General features: G+C 65.8%; 11 protein-coding genes. 7 read left to right on the forward strand and 4 right to left on the reverse strand.

Annotated elements, in window-relative coordinates; all coding sequences use genetic code 11:
• Positions 1-8: 8 nt before the first annotated feature.
• Positions 9-623 (reverse strand): TetR/AcrR family transcriptional regulator, encoded by a 615-nt coding sequence (locus ACW18C_RS11830; RefSeq protein ID WP_492071045.1) that lies wholly within the window; start codon positions 621-623, stop codon positions 9-11.
• Between the two features lie 60 nt (positions 624-683).
• Between ACW18C_RS11830 and ACW18C_RS11835 the strand changes: the two genes are divergently transcribed.
• Complete coding sequence (locus ACW18C_RS11835) at positions 684-1,469, forward strand: Coq4 family protein (protein ID WP_231492528.1); 786 nt, start codon at positions 684-686, stop codon at positions 1,467-1,469.
• A complete protein-coding gene (locus ACW18C_RS11840) occupies positions 1,469-1,903 on the forward strand; it encodes a DUF2147 domain-containing protein (RefSeq protein ID WP_008261622.1) in 435 nt (144 codons plus the stop codon). The genes ACW18C_RS11835 and ACW18C_RS11840 overlap by 1 nt, the downstream gene beginning before the upstream one ends.
• A 9-nt stretch (positions 1,904-1,912) precedes the next feature.
• On the opposite strand, the gene ACW18C_RS11845 is transcribed toward ACW18C_RS11840, so the two are convergent.
• Entirely contained in the window at positions 1,913-3,580 is a 1,668-nt protein-coding gene (locus ACW18C_RS11845; RefSeq protein WP_492071047.1) for an FAD-binding dehydrogenase, read from the reverse strand.
• A gap of 227 nt (positions 3,581-3,807) precedes the next feature.
• Here ACW18C_RS11845 and ACW18C_RS11850 point away from each other — a divergent pair, with 227 nt between their 5' ends.
• The 3 genes from ACW18C_RS11850 (at position 3,808) to ACW18C_RS11860 (ending at position 9,778) form a co-directional block, all read left to right on the forward strand.
• A complete protein-coding gene (locus tag ACW18C_RS11850; protein ID WP_492071049.1) occupies positions 3,808-6,786 on the forward strand; it encodes a TonB-dependent receptor in 2,979 nt (992 codons plus the stop codon).
• Between the two features lie 219 nt (positions 6,787-7,005).
• Positions 7,006-7,485, forward strand: a complete 480-nt coding sequence (locus ACW18C_RS11855; protein WP_492071050.1) for a PraA/PraB family alkane oxidation protein activator — start codon at positions 7,006-7,008, stop codon at positions 7,483-7,485.
• Positions 7,486-7,648: 163 nt separating this feature from the next.
• Positions 7,649-9,778: a TonB-dependent receptor gene (locus ACW18C_RS11860; protein WP_492071052.1), complete on the forward strand. Its 2,130-nt coding sequence runs from the start codon at positions 7,649-7,651 to the stop codon at positions 9,776-9,778.
• Positions 9,779-9,813: 35 nt separating this feature from the next.
• Here ACW18C_RS11860 and ACW18C_RS11865 read toward each other — a convergent pair whose 3' ends face one another.
• Positions 9,814-10,281 carry a MarR family winged helix-turn-helix transcriptional regulator gene (locus tag ACW18C_RS11865; RefSeq protein WP_035309100.1) on the reverse strand — a complete coding sequence of 156 codons (468 nt, stop codon included), beginning with the start codon at positions 10,279-10,281 and terminating at the stop codon, positions 9,814-9,816.
• Positions 10,282-10,806: 525 nt separating this feature from the next.
• Here ACW18C_RS11865 and ACW18C_RS11870 point away from each other — a divergent pair.
• Both ACW18C_RS11870 and ACW18C_RS11875 read left to right on the forward strand, forming a co-directional pair.
• Entirely contained in the window at positions 10,807-11,598 is a 792-nt protein-coding gene (locus tag ACW18C_RS11870) for an alpha/beta fold hydrolase (RefSeq protein WP_492071054.1), read from the forward strand.
• Between the two features lie 56 nt (positions 11,599-11,654).
• Positions 11,655-12,485, forward strand: coding sequence for an alpha/beta fold hydrolase (locus ACW18C_RS11875; protein WP_492071055.1), 831 nt, complete (start codon positions 11,655-11,657; stop codon positions 12,483-12,485).
• A 171-nt stretch (positions 12,486-12,656) separates the two neighbouring features.
• Here ACW18C_RS11875 and ACW18C_RS11880 read toward each other — a convergent pair whose 3' ends face one another.
• Positions 12,657-15,512, reverse strand: a complete 2,856-nt coding sequence (locus ACW18C_RS11880) for a M16 family metallopeptidase (protein WP_492071057.1) — start codon at positions 15,510-15,512, stop codon at positions 12,657-12,659.
• Between the last annotated feature and the right edge of the window lie 153 nt (positions 15,513-15,665).

Raw genomic sequence — 15,665 nt, forward strand, 5'->3', positions numbered from 1 at the left:
CTGATCGTTCAGCTCGCACGCTCGGATCGGGCGACAAAATAGGGCAACAGCCCCGCCACCACCCGCCGACTGGCGTCATCGTCCTGGTCGAGCATGTTCCTGAGCGGAGTTCCGATCAGGGCCTCGCCGAACGCGCTCAGCGCGATGAAGAGGACCGCCGAAGACAATCGGTCCCGGCTGGCGTCGGACGGGTCGCCCAGTTTCTCCTGAATGACGTGGACCAGCCCGTTGACGGCGTCCCGAACGGGTTCGAGATGAGAGAGATGGCCCTTCAGCACGATCCAGGCCGCCAACTTGCCCGCCCCGCCTTCGGCGAAGGCGTCGAATACGGCAGTGACCAATTCCAACGGCGCCCCTTCATCGGTACGCAGGCGGGCGATCGCCGCCTCGAGGTCGCGAGACAGATCCGCCACCATCGAACCCATCAAGGCCGACTGGAGCCCCTCGGCCGACCCGAAGTGATGGATCAGATTGGCGTGGGTCATTCCGAGGTCATCGGCGACGGCCTTCAGGGTGACGGAGTCCGGCCCTCCGGACAGCAGTCGCGCACGGGCGCAGACCAGGGCCTCCAGACGGGCTTCATCAGGGGTGCGACGACGACGACGAACGCGCTCTATTGACATCAGTGTTAGTTACATCCATGTAGATAGCAACTGGTTAAGCTCAGTCCTGGGAGAGAGCAAGTGACAGCCGAACTAATGGTCGCGGACGCCAAATTCGATCCGCAAACCCGCACGCCCAGCCGGCTGCGTCCCCGACGCGTCGAGCCGCTCCGGGCGCTTCGCGCCTTGCGCCGTCTCATCGCCGACAAGGAAGACACGACTCAGGTGTTCGAGATCATGAACGCTCTGGCCGGGCGTTCCGTCCGCCGGGGCTATGAGAAGATGCTCGAACAGCCTGAAGGCGCTCGGCAGGCCTATATGATGGTGGAATTGGCGGACCGCCTGCATGATCGGGCGTGGCTGGAGTCGCTCCCGCCGGGCACGGTCGGCCGCGCCTATCTGGACTTCATCGACGAGCGGAACCTCTCGGCCTACGGTCTGGCCGGGGAAAGCCGCAAGGTCGCGGACTCCGAGATCGAAGCGGCTCACCCCTACGCCTGGTATGCGCGCCGACTGCGCGACGTGCACGATCTTTGGCACGTTCTCACCGGCTATCGCACCGACGCGCTCGGAGAAGCCTGTGTGGTCGCCTTCTCTCTCCCGCAGACGCGAAGCGCGGGCTTTGGGCTGATCGCGGCCGGGGTTGCGATCGAAGCCGCCCGGGCCCGCACGGGCCACCCGTGTGCGCGCGCCGTTCTTCAGGCCTGGCTTCGGGGCCGCCGGGCGGCCTGGCTGCCGGCGCTGGACTACGAGGCGCTGATGTCGGTGCCGCTGGAGCAGGCCCGCGCCCGTCTCGGCCTGTCCGGTCCGACCCTCTACGACCGGATTCCGGTCGAACTTCGCAACAGCCTCCTGGTCGCGGCTTGATGGCGCCCCTTTCAGCCGTCCTGATCGCCGGACTTCTGTGCACGGCGGTGGCGGGGCCGGCTGCGGCGGCGGACAGTCGGCTTTTGGGACGATGGCGCACCGCCGCCCAGGGGGGCGTGGTCGAGATCCACGCCTGCGGCTCGGCCCTGTGCGGTCGGCTGGTCGATGCCGCGCCGCTCCGGCGCAATCCGGACCAAAGGGATGTTCGCAATCACGATCCCGCGCTGCGCGACCGTCCGCTGCGCGGGCTGAGGGTTTTGGAGGGATTTCGGGGCGGCCCGACGACCTGGACCGGCGGACCGCTTTACGACCCGGACAGCGGGCGGCGCGCCGCCAGCGGGCGTCTGGTCCTCATCGATCCCGATCACCTTGCGGTGCGAGGCTGCATCGCTCCCCTGCTCTGCCGAACCCAGACCTGGGTGCGGCTGCCCTAGGGCCGCCGGTCAGGCCATGGCACGACCGGCGGCGCGACCCGTAAAGAGGCATCCGCCCAGGAAGGTGCCTTCCAGGGCGTTGTACCCATGGGCGCCGCCGCCCCCGAACCCCGCGGCTTCGCCGGCCGCGTACAAGCCTTCGAGCACTGTTCCGTCAGGCTTGAGAACGCGACTGTCCAGATCGGTCTGAATCCCGCCCAGGCTTTTGCGCGTCAGGACATGCAGCTTGACGGCGATCAACGGACCGGACCGGGGATCGAGAAGGCGATGCGGTTTTGCGACCCGGGCGAGACGATCGCCCAGGTATCGGCGGGCGTTGTGAACGCCCTGGACCTGGAGGTCCTTGGCGTAGGGGTTGTCGATCTGCGCGTCCCGGGCCGCGATCACCCGCCGAACCCCCTCGACGTCCAGCAAGGGCGTCGGGGTCAGAGCATTCATCCCGGCGACGAGGTCGCCGAGTGCGTCGGCGACCACGAAGTCGGCGCCGTGCGCCTTGAACGCCTCCACCTCCGGCGACGCGCCCTTGCCCAATCGGGTTCTGAGCACTCTCAGCCAGTCTCCAGAGGTGATGTCGCCATTCTGCTCCGATCCGGAAAGCGCGAACTCCTTTTCGACGATCGCCTGGGTCAGAACAAACCAGGAGTGATCGTGCGCCGCCAGGTCGGGCGTGGTGCGCAGGTGGCGAAGGGTCGAAAGCGTATCGTAGCCTGGCAGGGCCGGGAACGGCAGGCGGCGCCCAAGGGCGTCGAGCCAGAGGGACGACGGGCCGGGCAGGATGCGGATGCCGTGCCCCGGCCAGATCGGGTCCCAATTCCGCAGACCCTCGACATAGTGCCACATCCGGTCACGGTTCACGACGCGGGCCCCGGCCGCCTCGGCGATGTCCAGCCCCCGTCCATCGACATAGGCCGGCACGCCCCTGACCATCTCGCGGGGAGGACTTCCCAGGCGCGCGGGCCACAGACGCCGCACCTTGTCATGATCCCCGCCGATCCCGCCCGTCGCGATCAGCACCGACGGAGCCCGCAGGGTGAAGGACCCCACCGCATCCCGATTGGAGGCCCGGCCGCGCCCGGCTGCGTCCGGCGCCAGTCGAACGCCTGACACCCCTGTGACCCGCCCCGCTTCAACGATCAGGTCGTCGACGCGACAGCGCGGGTGATACGCCAGCCTGCCGCGTGTCTCGGCATCGCGCACGCGGGCCGCGAACGGGCCGCTCACGCCGGTCCCGGTGCCCCATGCGACATGGAACCGGGGGACCGAGTTGCCGTGACCGTCGGCGCGACCGTCCCCCCGCTCGGCCCAGCCGACCATAGGCGTCAGTCGTATCCCGTGACGCCGTAACCAGGCGCGTTTCTCGCCGGCCGCGAATTCGACATAGGCCTTTCCCCACCGCACCGCCCACTCATCCTCGGCAAGCGGGCCATCCAGCCGATCCCAGGCCGCGCTGCCCCGCCAGTCCGACCAGGCGAGATCAAAGCCGTCGCGGACGCCCAGGCGACGCTGCTCGGGGCTGTCGACCAGGAACAGGCCGCCGAATGACCAGTGGGCCTGCCCGCCCAGGTTTGCGGCGTTCTCTTGATCCACCAGCGCCACTCTGCGGCCGGCCTGAACCAGCTCGTTGGCGGCGACCAGGCCCGCCAGTCCGGCGCCGACGATCACGGCATCACAGTCCATCCTGTTTCCCCTTTTTCGCGACGCGCGCGGGCGAAGATCGACATCCGAACTCCCCCGTTCCGGATGACCGTCAACCAACACTGCTGTCAATATGTATTGACATGGCGGTGAGTAGTGCGAAGTTGCCGACAACCGCCGGTGGCCCCGCCCCGTCGAGCGGAAACATCAGGCGGGAGGAAACGCACATCACGCGCCGCCGACAGACCGGCGCGCTTCGGGAGGATTTCATGGCTTCAGCGGTCAGCATTCGCGCGCGCCTCGCGCTCTCGGTATCGGCGACAGCCTTCCTGATGACCGGCGCGCCCGCGCTGGCGCAGACAACCCCACCTCAGCCGGATTCTGCTCCCGTCGTCGTGGACGACATCATCGTCACCGCCCAGAAACGCGAACAGTCCGTGCAGGACGTGCCTATCGCCGTCACCGCCCTGTCGGCCGAGGCCCTGCAGTCGCGTCAGATCGATGGGGGTTCGGAACTGCTGCGCGCCGTGCCGAACGTCACCTTCTCCAAGTCCAACTTCAGCATGTACAACTTCTCGATCCGCGGGATCGGGACCAAGGCCGTTTCGGCCTCCAGCGATCCGGCCGTGGCCGTCAGCTTCAACAACACGCCCCTTATCCGCAACCGCCTGTTCGAGCAGGAGTATCTGGACGTCGCCCGAGTCGAGGTGCTGCGCGGGCCGCAGGGCACCCTGTACGGCCGCAACGCCACCGGCGGCGTCGTCAACATGTTCCCCGAACTGCCCAAGTTCCGGTCCGAAGGCTTCGCGGCCGGGGAACTGGGCAACTATGACAGCCGGCGCGGCCAGGCCATGCTCAATGTCCCCTTCGGCGACACATTCGCCGTGCGCGGCGCCTTCGGCTTCACCCAGCGGGACGGCTTCGACTACAACAGCTTCAACGACACCCATGTGAACGACCGCGACCTGTTCACCACGCGTCTGTCCGCCCGGTGGGAGCCGACGGCGCGGTTCCGCGCCAATGCGATCTGGGAGCATTTCGAGGAAGACGACAATCGCTCGCGCACCGGCAAACAGCTGTGCACCACCGATCCGGGTCCGACCCAGGTCGGATCGACGCCTATCCCCGTCTCTTATAATCAGGACCAGTTGAGCCAGGGATGCCTGCCCGGCTCTCTGTATTCCGACGCGGCCTATGGCGTACCCAACGGCGGTTCCTTCGGACCGATCCGGCTGCTGTCCGGCTTCTTCAATCTGGGCGGCTTCGACGCGAATGGCGCCAACGTCTATCCGATCCCTCAGGGCTTCGACCCCTATGAGGGCGTCGTGCAGTCGCGAGACCTTCGTGAGATCGCCACCAACTACGATCCCGTCTTCCGGGCCGAGAACGACGTCGTCCAGGTCAATCTGGAATTCGACCTGACCGACACCCTGACCCTGTTCTCACAGACCGCCTACGCCAAGGACGACTATTATGCGTCGCAGGACTATGCGCGTTACGTCTCCAATCCCGCCTTCTCGGACAGCAGCCAGGTGTTCGACTTTTTCGGCGACCTGATTCCCTCGCCGGCCGCGCCCGGCGGCGTCTACACCGACCCGCAGCTGGGGCCGTCAAGCCGGATCCTGTCGGCCGACATCAGCCAGTCGGACAATCGCCAATGGTATCAGGAGTTCCGCCTTCAGTCCGACATGGAGGGTGATTTCAACTTCAGCCTCGGCGCCAACTATTTGGATTTCAAGTCCCAAGACGATTACTACGTTTTCAACAACACCTTCTCTTATATCGCCGAGTATTTCTACAACTTCGAGCTGGGGCCGGACGGCAGTTCGCAAACCGTCCCCTGCGATGATGATCGCGTGTTTGAATGCGTCTATGTCGATCCCAATCCGCTGAGCGAGATCAACGGCGAAGGTCACAACTATTTCCGCAGCAAGAACGTCGTCCACACACGGTCTTGGGCGGTGTTCGGCGAGGGCTATTGGGATCTGACGCCGGAACTGCGGCTGACGACCGGCCTGCGTTACACCGAGGACCGCAAGGACACGACGCCCTATCCCAGCCAGCTGCTGCTGGGCGCGCCGCTTGGCGGCGGGTCTGGTCCGGGGTCGGGCGGATTCGTGCGTCAGGGCTACTACGCCCTGCCGGATATTGAACAGAAGTGGGAGGCGGTCACCGGCCGGATCGTGCTGGATTGGACGCCCGATCTGTCCTTCACCAACGACACCCTGATCTACGCCTCGTTGTCCCGCGGCTACAAAGGGGGCGGCACCAACCCGCCTCGCCTGGAGCTGGACCCCAAGGTCGTCCAATATCAGCCCTTGGCCAGCACCTTCGAGCCCGAATACGTCAACGCCTTCGAAATCGGCGCCAAGAACACGCTGATGGACGGGGCGCTGCGGCTGAACGCGACCGGTTTCTACTATGATTACAAGGACTATCAGGTTTCCCAGATCGTCGATCGCATCTCATTGAATGAGAATTTCGACGCCGAAATCTGGGGTCTGGAGTTGGAGGCGGTCTACAGACCGACGCCCAGTTTCCAGATTGACGGCAATCTCGGCTATCTGAAGTCCCGCATCGCCGACGGCGAGCGGTCCATCAACGTCATGGACCGCACCCAGGGCGACCCCGACTGGATCACCATCCGTCCCTGGATCCAGGTGCCGTCGAACTGCATCGCTCCTCGCGCCTTCGCCGAAACCATCCTCAACAGTCCGTTCGGACCCGAGGCGGCCAATCTGGCGCTGAGCGCCCTGTGCGCCGGCTCGTCGCGGTTCGGCACCTTCAACCCCAACTTCGAGTCCAGCCTTCCCTTCTGGGCCTTCTACGGCTTCACCTATGATCCGCTGACCGAGGCGCCGAACGGCGGGCGGGGTTTCGAGGCCGACCTGAGCGGCAACGAACTGCCCAACTCGCCCAACTGGACCGCCAACATTGGGGCCCAGTACAGCTGGTTCCTGGGCGATTGGGACCTGACCCTGCGTGGCGACTACTATCGCCAGGGCGAGAGCTTCTTCCGCGTCTACAACACCGAATACGACCGGCTGGAGGGCTGGGACAATCTGAACCTGTCGGTGTCCCTGACCAACGAGGCGCGGGGCCTGAAGCTTCAGGCCTATGTCAAGAACGTCTTCGACGATGCGCCCATCGTCGACGCCTTCACCAACTCGGACGACACCGGCCTGACGACCAATGTCTTCACCCTGGACCCGCGGCTGTTCGCCGTGCGGCTGACCAAGTCGTTCTGAGATCGCCGACAGGCCGGTCGACGACCGGCCGCCTTGCAAGGCCGTCCCCGGCGTCGAGAGACGCCGAGCGGACGGCCTTTTGTTTTTTTATGCTATTGAAAACTATACGTATTTTCCCTTGACTCCAGGTTGCTTACGGCGCTGTAAGTAGGTCGCCCCTAGCGGGTGAACACACGCTCAACGGGTCCATCCAAGGACCCACTCAAAGGGAGGACTATCATGATCAAGACGCTTTCCATCGCCGCCGCGGCGCTCGCTTCCGTCGCTCTGGCTTCCCCCAGCTTCGCCCAATCCTTCTCGCCCAGTTCCGGCAGCGTATCGGGATCGGGATCGGTGATCCTATCGCAATCGATCACCGTCACCTGTAACGTCTCCATCACCGCCAGCCCGCTGAGCGCGACCAGCGCGCCCATTCCGACGCGCAGCATCTCGCCCGGCAGCATCGGCTGCTTGGCGGTCGCACCGACGGGCGCCTGGAGCGCGGCTGTGGTGCCGGGATCGACCACCTCGATCTCCCTGACCATCGGCGCCAACACCGTGGCCAATGATCCCTGCTACGGCACCGTCGTCGTCGCCTGGAACAATGCGACCAGCACGGCCACCTTCAACAACAACGTGCTGCCTCCCGTGAACGCCGGCGGCCGGAACTGCACGATCCGCAGCGGCTCGATCCGCATTCCCGGCCTGCAGATTCTCTAAGGCCGGCGTTCCCCTGGATCCCAAACCTGAAAAACCTCGCCGGGCGTCTCTGACGCCCGGCCTTTTTCGCTTCCCTCCGCGGCGAGGCGAATTGGATCGTCATGCCGTGATCAAGGCCGCGTATTTCATGGGCCTTGCGATCCAGGACGGGGGTTGATCGTCCATGCTGGCCCTTCTGGCTCTCATCGCCGTCCAGGAGGCGCCGCCCGCTCCGCCTTCGCCCGCCCAGCTGGAAGAGGTCGAAGTGGTCGGACGGCGCGGTGCGGCCAGAGTCGCGCCAGAGCAGGAGCTTGGGCCCGAAGAAATCGACAACCTCGGCGCCTATGACATAGGCGAGGTGATCGCTCGCCTCAGCGAACGTCTGGGCTTCCAGCAACCGCCCGTTGTGATCGTGAACGGCCGCCCGGTCGTGGACGCCCGAAACTTCACGGGCTTCCCGCCCGACGCCCTGGTCCGCGTCGAAGCCCTGCCGCCGCAGGCGGGCGCCCTCTACGGCGGCGATCCTGGGCGGCGGGTCGTCAACATCGTTCTAGAGCCCGAGTTCAGAAGCCGTGACGCTCTGGCGAAGGCGTCCCGGCCGACAGCCGGCGGAACGACGACCCTCTCGCTCGACGCACGCCAATCAGAAATCCAGGGATCCTCGACCTTCCAGATGGGCCTTCAGGGCGCGAGGACCACGCCGCTCTGGGCGGACGAGCGGCCAGGCTATGGTCGAGACCATCCGGGCGGCGGCGGAAACACGCTCCGCCCGCAGGCGCAGACGGGCTCGGTGAATCTATCGGCGACCGGAACCCTGTCAGACTGGTCGACCTCGTTCAGCGCAAGTCTGCAGACCCGGCAGGACCGCTTCGTCTCAAGTTCGGTCGCAGCTGCGGACAGGGCGGAGACCCGACAGGAAACAGACGCCCTGACCATGGCCGGGGGCCTGGCGGGGCGCGCCCTGGGATGGTCGGTGAGATGGGGGCTCGATGGTCTGGTCTCGGAAGGCCGGCAAAGGGGCGCGACGGATGTGACGGCCCGCACGGTGTCGGCCGTCGCGAAGCTCTCGGCCGACCGGACCCTGATCGACCTGCCGGCGGGGCCCGCCCAGATGACGGTCGATACGCAGTATCTTCGCTCCAGATCCGACATCAGGGCCGCCGGCGTAACCGCAACCCCCTCGTCCCGCGCGCTCGAGCTCCGATCCGGCCTGACGCTGCCGGTCACATCTTCGCAGTCAGACGGGGACGGACCCCGGCGGTTGCTCGGCGATCTGGCGCTCAATCTGGGCGGCCGCCTGAGACTGCTCGACGAGGCCGACGCCCAGGGGACGGGGCTGAACGCCGGCGTCGCCTGGTCGCCGTCCGGGAGGGTCCGTCTGGGGGCGCAATTCGCTCAGGCGACCGATGCGCCCACCCGTGAACAGCGGTTCGACCCGATCCGCTATGGGCCGCCGCGCACCTTCTATGACTTCCGCCGCGGCGAAGCCGTCGAGATCCAGCCGATTCTCGGCGGTGCCCCGGATCTTCAGGCCCAGGAGACGCAGACCCTGTCCCTCTCGGGATCGACGGGCCCCTTCGGCGCGTGGGGTCTTCAGGCCAGTGTCGATCTTCAGAACACGCGGGCGACGAATGCGATCGGAGCCCTTCCCGCCCTGACGCCGGCGACCGAGACGGCCTTTCCGGACCGTATCCTGCGCGACGCCTCAGGCCGCCTGACGGGCATCGACCAGCGGCCGATCAATCTCAAGGCGATCTCGTCCCAAACCCTCTCGTCGGGCCTGACCGCCAATATTCCGCTCGGGAGCGGGGCGCCGGAGGCGTCCAGGCGGGGCTCCGTCCAGGTCGCCTTCAACCACACCTGGCGGCTGGAGGATCGCATCACGATAAACGAAGCCCTGCCCCGCCTTGATCAACTCGCCGGAGACGGCGGCGGCCTGTCGCGTCATCAGTTGGCGTTGCGGCTCGACGGACGATACGCGCGTTGGGGTTTGAACCTTGCGGCGACCTGGCGAAGCGGCGCGCGCCTTCGTCGCGATCTGGGGCAGGACGGCCCTGACGATCTGCTTCTGTCGCCCCTCACCCTGATCGGCTTCACCCTCAGCACCGTCCTGTCGTCGCCCAGGAGCGAGGCCTCGGACACGGGGCCGCGCCGTCGCACCCAGGGCTTGCGGCTTGAACTGGGGGTGGAAAACCTCTTCGACGCGCGGCCGACCGCGACCCTGGGAGATGGCCGCCCGGCGCCGGCCTATGGTCGCGACGATCAGGACCCCCTGGGCCGCGTCATTCGCCTCAGCCTCAGCCGACGCTTCTGAGCCTCGAGCCCAGCCCCGCCGAGGCGGCCCGGCCCCTAGCCTTGCGTCGACTTGCGCGACGCAAGGCTTTCGTAGACGGCGTCGCGCAGAGACTTGAGGCGGATGTTGAGGTCGCTGAGTTCGGGCATGGTCTGGCCTGAGGCGTCCAGCAGGGCTTCGCCCAGACACCCCGCGCGTTCACGCAGGGCTTGGCCCTCGCTGGTCAGGGTGATCACCACCTGGCGCTCGTTCGCGGGGTTGCGCGCCCGCCGGACAAGGCCGGCGACCTCCAGCCGTTTCAGCAAGGGCGTCATGGTGCTGGGCTCCAGCGCCAATTCGTCGGCGATATCGCCGACCGTCCGGCCGTCCTCCCGCCACAGGACGTTCATCACGAGATACTGCGGATAGGTGACGCCCAGATCGTCCAACAGGGGCTTGTACGCCCGCTGGATGGCCATGCCGGTCGAATACACGGTGAAGCAAAGCTGGTCCTCCATCGGGACCGGACCTTTGGATTTGGACATTCCGACCTACTCGCTCCTGCACAGGACGAGAGTTATATCGCGATAATTATTCTCTTAACAAGACCGATGGCCTGCCTCGCCAGGCCCGTCTCATCGTGAGCCAGTCGCGAGACTGGATGCGGCGCGCTTCGAAGTGGACGCGCGAAAGGGGCAGCCGGCGGGAATAATTGGCCCTCTTGAGACGTCTAACGTCAGAGCCGCCCGCCCGAGCCAAGGCCGACCATGCCGAACACCTTACTTGTGCATATCCGCAGCGGCCCTCGCAGTCCTGCGACGGGTGGTGGACCAGCCGCCGCTCTTGGCCAGCTTGGCGTTCATTCCGACCATTACGGAGGGCTGACGCCATGCCCGGCGCCCCGCCTCAGACCGGGAGGCGACAGAAAGTTATATATCGCGATAAATATTGGCTTGACATAATTCCGGCGCTTCATGCATCTTCTTTTAGCGCGATAACTGTTATCGCGATTTCTCCTTCACTCTCACGTCCGCCACCACCGTCCCAACCCAGTTCCAAAGGAAACGACCATGATCAAGTTCCGCAACATCCTCCTCGCCGCCGTCGGCGCCGCCAGCATCGGCGGAGCCGCTCAGGCCCAGTCCGTCCAGACGATTCCGGCGGCTCAGACCGTCCGCAACGTCGTTCTCGTCCACGGCGCCTTCGCCGACGGCTCGGGCTGGAGGGCCGTCTATGACGACCTGACCGCTCGCGGCTACCGGGTGACCATCGTCCAGAACCCCCTCACCTCCCTGGCCGACGACGTGGCCGCCACGCGGCGCGCCCTCGCCCGCCAGGACGGCGGAACCATCCTTGTCGGCCACTCGTGGGGCGGCGTGGTGATCACCGAGGCCGGCGTCGACGAAAAGGTGAAGGGCCTGGTCTATGTCTCCGCCCTGACCGCCGATGTCGGCGAGACGGCCGGCGACCAGTACGAGGGCTTCGGCATCCCCTCGACCTTCGTGATCGAGGAACAGGCCGACGGATTCGGCTTCATCAGCGCCGAACGCTTCCAGGAGGGGTTCGCCGCCGACGTCGGCGACGCGGACGCCGCCTTCATGCGCGACTCTCAAGTGCCCATCGCCATGTCGGCCTTCGCCACGCCGGTCACCCAGGCCGCCTGGAGGACGCGCCCGAGCTGGTTCATCGTCGCCACCGAGGACGCCGCCATCGCACCGGCCATGCTGCGTCAGCAAGCCGAGAAGATCGGCGCCGTCAAGGTCGAGATTCGCGCCAGCCACGTCCCGATGATCTCACAACCGCACGCCGTCGCCGACGTGATCGATCAGGCCGCCCGCAGCGCCGGCGACCGGCCGAACTGACGCCTGCAAACCGACCGAAACCTTCGCCTCAAACCACCCTCTCAAAGGACATAGCCATGACTTACCTGACCCTCTCCGACGACACCCGCCTGTTCTACAAGGACTGGGGCCCCAAGGACGCTCAACCCATCGTCTTCCACCACGGCTGGCCGCTCAGCGCCGACGACTGGGACAACCAGATGCTGTTCTTCCTGGACAAGGGATTTCGCGTCATCGCCCATGATCGCCGCGGCCACGGTCGATCGGACCAGACCGATACGGGGAACGACATGGACACCTACGCCGCGGACGTCGCGGAACTGGCCGAGGCGCTCGACCTGAAGAACGCCATCCATATCGGTCACTCCACCGGCGGGGGCGAGGTCATCCGCTACGTCGCCCGCAGCCGGCCCGGCCGCGTCGCCAAGGCCGTGCTGATCGGCGCCGTGCCGCCGATCATGCTGGCTACGGCGGCCTATCCCGGCGGCCTGCCGATGGCGGTGTTCGACGGGTTCCGCGACGCGTTCAAGCAGAACCGCGCACAGTTCTTCCTCGATGTGCCGTCAGGGCCCTTCTACGGCTTCAACCGCGAAGGGGCGGCGGTGAGCGAAGGCTTGATCCGCAACTGGTGGCGCCAGGGCATGGCCGGCGGCGCAAAGGCTCAATACGATTGCATCACCGCCTTCTCCGAAACCGACTTCACCGAGGACCTGAAAGCGGTCTCTCTGCCGGTGCTCCTGCTGCACGGCGAGGATGATCAGGTCGTCCCGATCGACGCGTCCGCGCACCAGGCTGTCAAGCTGCTGTCGAACGGAACGCTGAAGACCTATCCCGGCCTGTCCCACGGGCTGTTCGCCACCCATCCGGACGTCGTCAACGCCGACCTGCTGGCGTTCATTCAAGGATAGGCAGGGTCTAGCGGCCGAATGCAGGGAACCGGGCCTCTCTGCATTCGGCCGTCGCCCTTCGCGTGAAAGCAGCTGGCCGAGGCGTCGGGCCAAAACCGCGACAATTCGGCCGTTCATTTGAGCAATATGATGGTCTGGGCGGCTCGGCGCCCAGACCATCTGGTTTCGCCCTCAGGCGGCTGGGGCGACAGGCTGAGGGACGACGGTCGTGCGCCATGCACGCTCCGGCGCAAGGTACTGACGCGCGAGTTCCTGAACACGGGCTGGGGTCACCGACTCCAGGTCCGGAATGGTGTTAAGCGTTTCCTCCACAGCCCCTGGTTTGACGCCCACGTCCGCCAGCTGGCCAGCCCACCAGAAGTTGGTGTTCATGCCGCGCCGTGTCGCTTCGATCATGGGCGCGCGCGCGCGGGTCAGTTCATCCTCGGTAATCGGATTTTCGATCAGATCGATCGCGATTGCGTCAACGGCGGCGAAGAAGGCTGGCAGGTTCCGTGGCGTTGTAGCGGCCTGAACAGCAAGGTAGCCGTAATCCGGATAGACGTCCGAGAAAGTCGACGACACGCCAGGCGAATAGGCTAGGGCCTGCCGTTCCCGTATTTCGGCCAGCGCTCGCAGTTTGACGACCTCAGCCAGCACGGCCACCTGCCGCGCCTCAGTGCGATCGCCGATGACATCGATCGTCGGCCAGGCCACCACGCCTAACGCCTGTTCCGAGGTCCCATCATGATGGAGCACGATGGGCGTTGCGGTGGGAGCGGGAAAGCGACGTTGCGCAGCGCCGGGAGCGGGCGGGGGCGCGGGCTGACGGGCCGGCAGGGCCCCGAAGGTTTTCGCCGTCGCCGCAACGGCCTGATCGACGGTCACATCGCCCACCACGGTCAGACGCAGCGGTCCTTCGGACAGCAGTCGCCTGAGATCATCCCTGAGCGGCTCAATGCTCCACTGGCTGACCAGTTCAGGCGGCGGCGGCGCCTTGCGGCGGTCTCCGCCCGCCAGCAGGGGCGCTGCATCCATGCCGAAGACGCCTCCCGGGGTGGCCCGGGTCATCGCAATCGCCGCCGGATAGTTGGCCTTCATCTGGTTGAACGGCTGGCTGCGGAACGCCGGATCGGTGAGCAAGGCAGTCAGAAGCTGCATCTCGAGCTCGAGATCTTGGGGTCGCGTACCGCCGGAGAAAATGAACCGATCTTCGGCCGTGCTCAAACCACCGCCGACCACGCGGCCGGTTAGCGCATAGCTCATCTCGTCCGCCGTCATCCGGCCCAAGCCGCCCGATCTCAGGGTCCCGATCGCGGACTGTCGCGGATCGTCCTCCGATGGCGAAAAGGCGAGCTCGCCCCGGCCTGTCGACACCAGGACCTGGATTTCCTCGTCCTTGAAGTTCGTCTGCTTAACCGTGAGTTCGACGCCGTTGTTGAACGTAACAATTGTGGCGCCCAGTTCTGGCGCCTCGCGGCTGGCGACAACCTCACCAGCCGGACCGAAGTCCGTATAGGGCCACTCCATGCGAGTTGTGGGTTTAGGCGGCGCAACGGCCACCTGAGAGGAGGCGTTGAGAACGGATGCAATACGCGACTCTCCCCCTTCTACTGGATCAGGGGAGGTCATCATTGTCAGCGGGCCGTCGCCGTCGAACGCCTTGCGGACAGCCTCGTTGACCGCCGCGGGCGTCAGCCCCTGCACCGAGGCGTTGAAAAGGTCCAGATCGGTGCGAGGCGAGGTGAAGACACGCTGGCCGTTGACCGAGCCGAGCAGCCCTCCAGCGAGTGCGGAGGTTTGGCGCGTCGCTGCGGACGCAACGCGATTTTCCAACGTGGTGCGCCAGTTGTCGATCTCACGTTGAAGCTCCGCTTCGGAGACGCCGAACTCGATCAGCCGGCGGCGTTCCTGGTCGAGGGTCTGCAGCGCCCGCTCCCACTGCCCGGGAAGGTAGGTTGCGGAAACTGTGGAGAGGCGGATGCTCTCAACCAGATCGTCAGCCGAGACTGCGCCAGTCAGGAGCGGCGCGTCGTCCATGCGCGACAACTCGCCGATCCGACGATTGAAGACGGCGAAACCCAGGGCGCGAACTACGCCCTCACGCCTCTCGGCGATCGAATCCAGATCCTTGTCTGGCGCGCTCGACCACGACATGCTGATGGTGTGCGACAGGCCCGGTGCGACGATGAGTTTGGTCGCAGGCGTCCGGGGCGAAACGACGCCAAGGTCCGGCTCCGGACCCGGCTCCCCTTTGGCGGTCCAGTCCCCAAACCCGGCGACGATCTTGCGCTCCATGGCGTCGACGTCGAAGTCGCCCACCGCAATCATGGTGGCGCGTTCAGGGCGGTAGTAGGCTTGGTAGAACTCGACGAAGCGATCGCGGGGCGCGGTGCGTATGACCTCCATGTCTCCGATCGGGAAGCGCTCGACCAGCTTCAGACCCGGGGCCAAGAAGGCCAGTTGCTCATGGCTGGCGCGGGACTGCGGCGTGTTGCGCAGCCGTTCCTCGCCCTCGATCACGCCACGTTCGGCGTCGATGTCCTCAGGGTCCATCAGCGCGCGCGAAACCTGCTCGCGCAGAATGTGCAGGGCCGTGTCGATCGTCTCGTCATTCGAGCGCGGCAGTTCGAGGACGTAGGCGGTTTGGTCGAAGCCGGTGAAGGCGTTGGTGTCGGCGCCGAAGGCCAGGCCCAAGCGCTCGAGGATTGCGAGGAGCTCATTTTCTGGGACATTGGTGGTCCCGTTGAAGGCCATATGCTCCATAAAGTGCGCCAAGCCGCGCTGATTGTCGTTCTCCATTAGCGAACCCGCGTCGATGTAGAGACGCAAGGCCGCCTGTCCGGGAGGTGTTGCGTTGTGCATCACCGCATAGCGCATGCCGTTGGGCATCAGGCCGAACCGAACCGCTGGGTCTGCCGGAACATCGCTGGCGGCGTGAGCCCACGGATCCGACGCCGGGGGCGTCTGAGCGGCGGCCGGGAAGACGGCGCTGAGTGTCAGCGCCGAGGCGGCGGCGAGCAGGATTTGTCGACTCTTGAAACGCATTCTGTTGATCTCTCCCTGAGCGTGGATCGCTCGACTGCTTACGGGCGCGCCATCCTGAATGGACGCGCTCCGAAGCCCCCGGGAGACGACGTTTCTGGAAAGACGAAGAGCTGCGCAACTTACTCAAAAATAATGTTTTAGAGCACAAGGAAG

The sequence above is a fragment of the Brevundimonas sp. FV1ye7S genome (assembly GCF_058680995.1).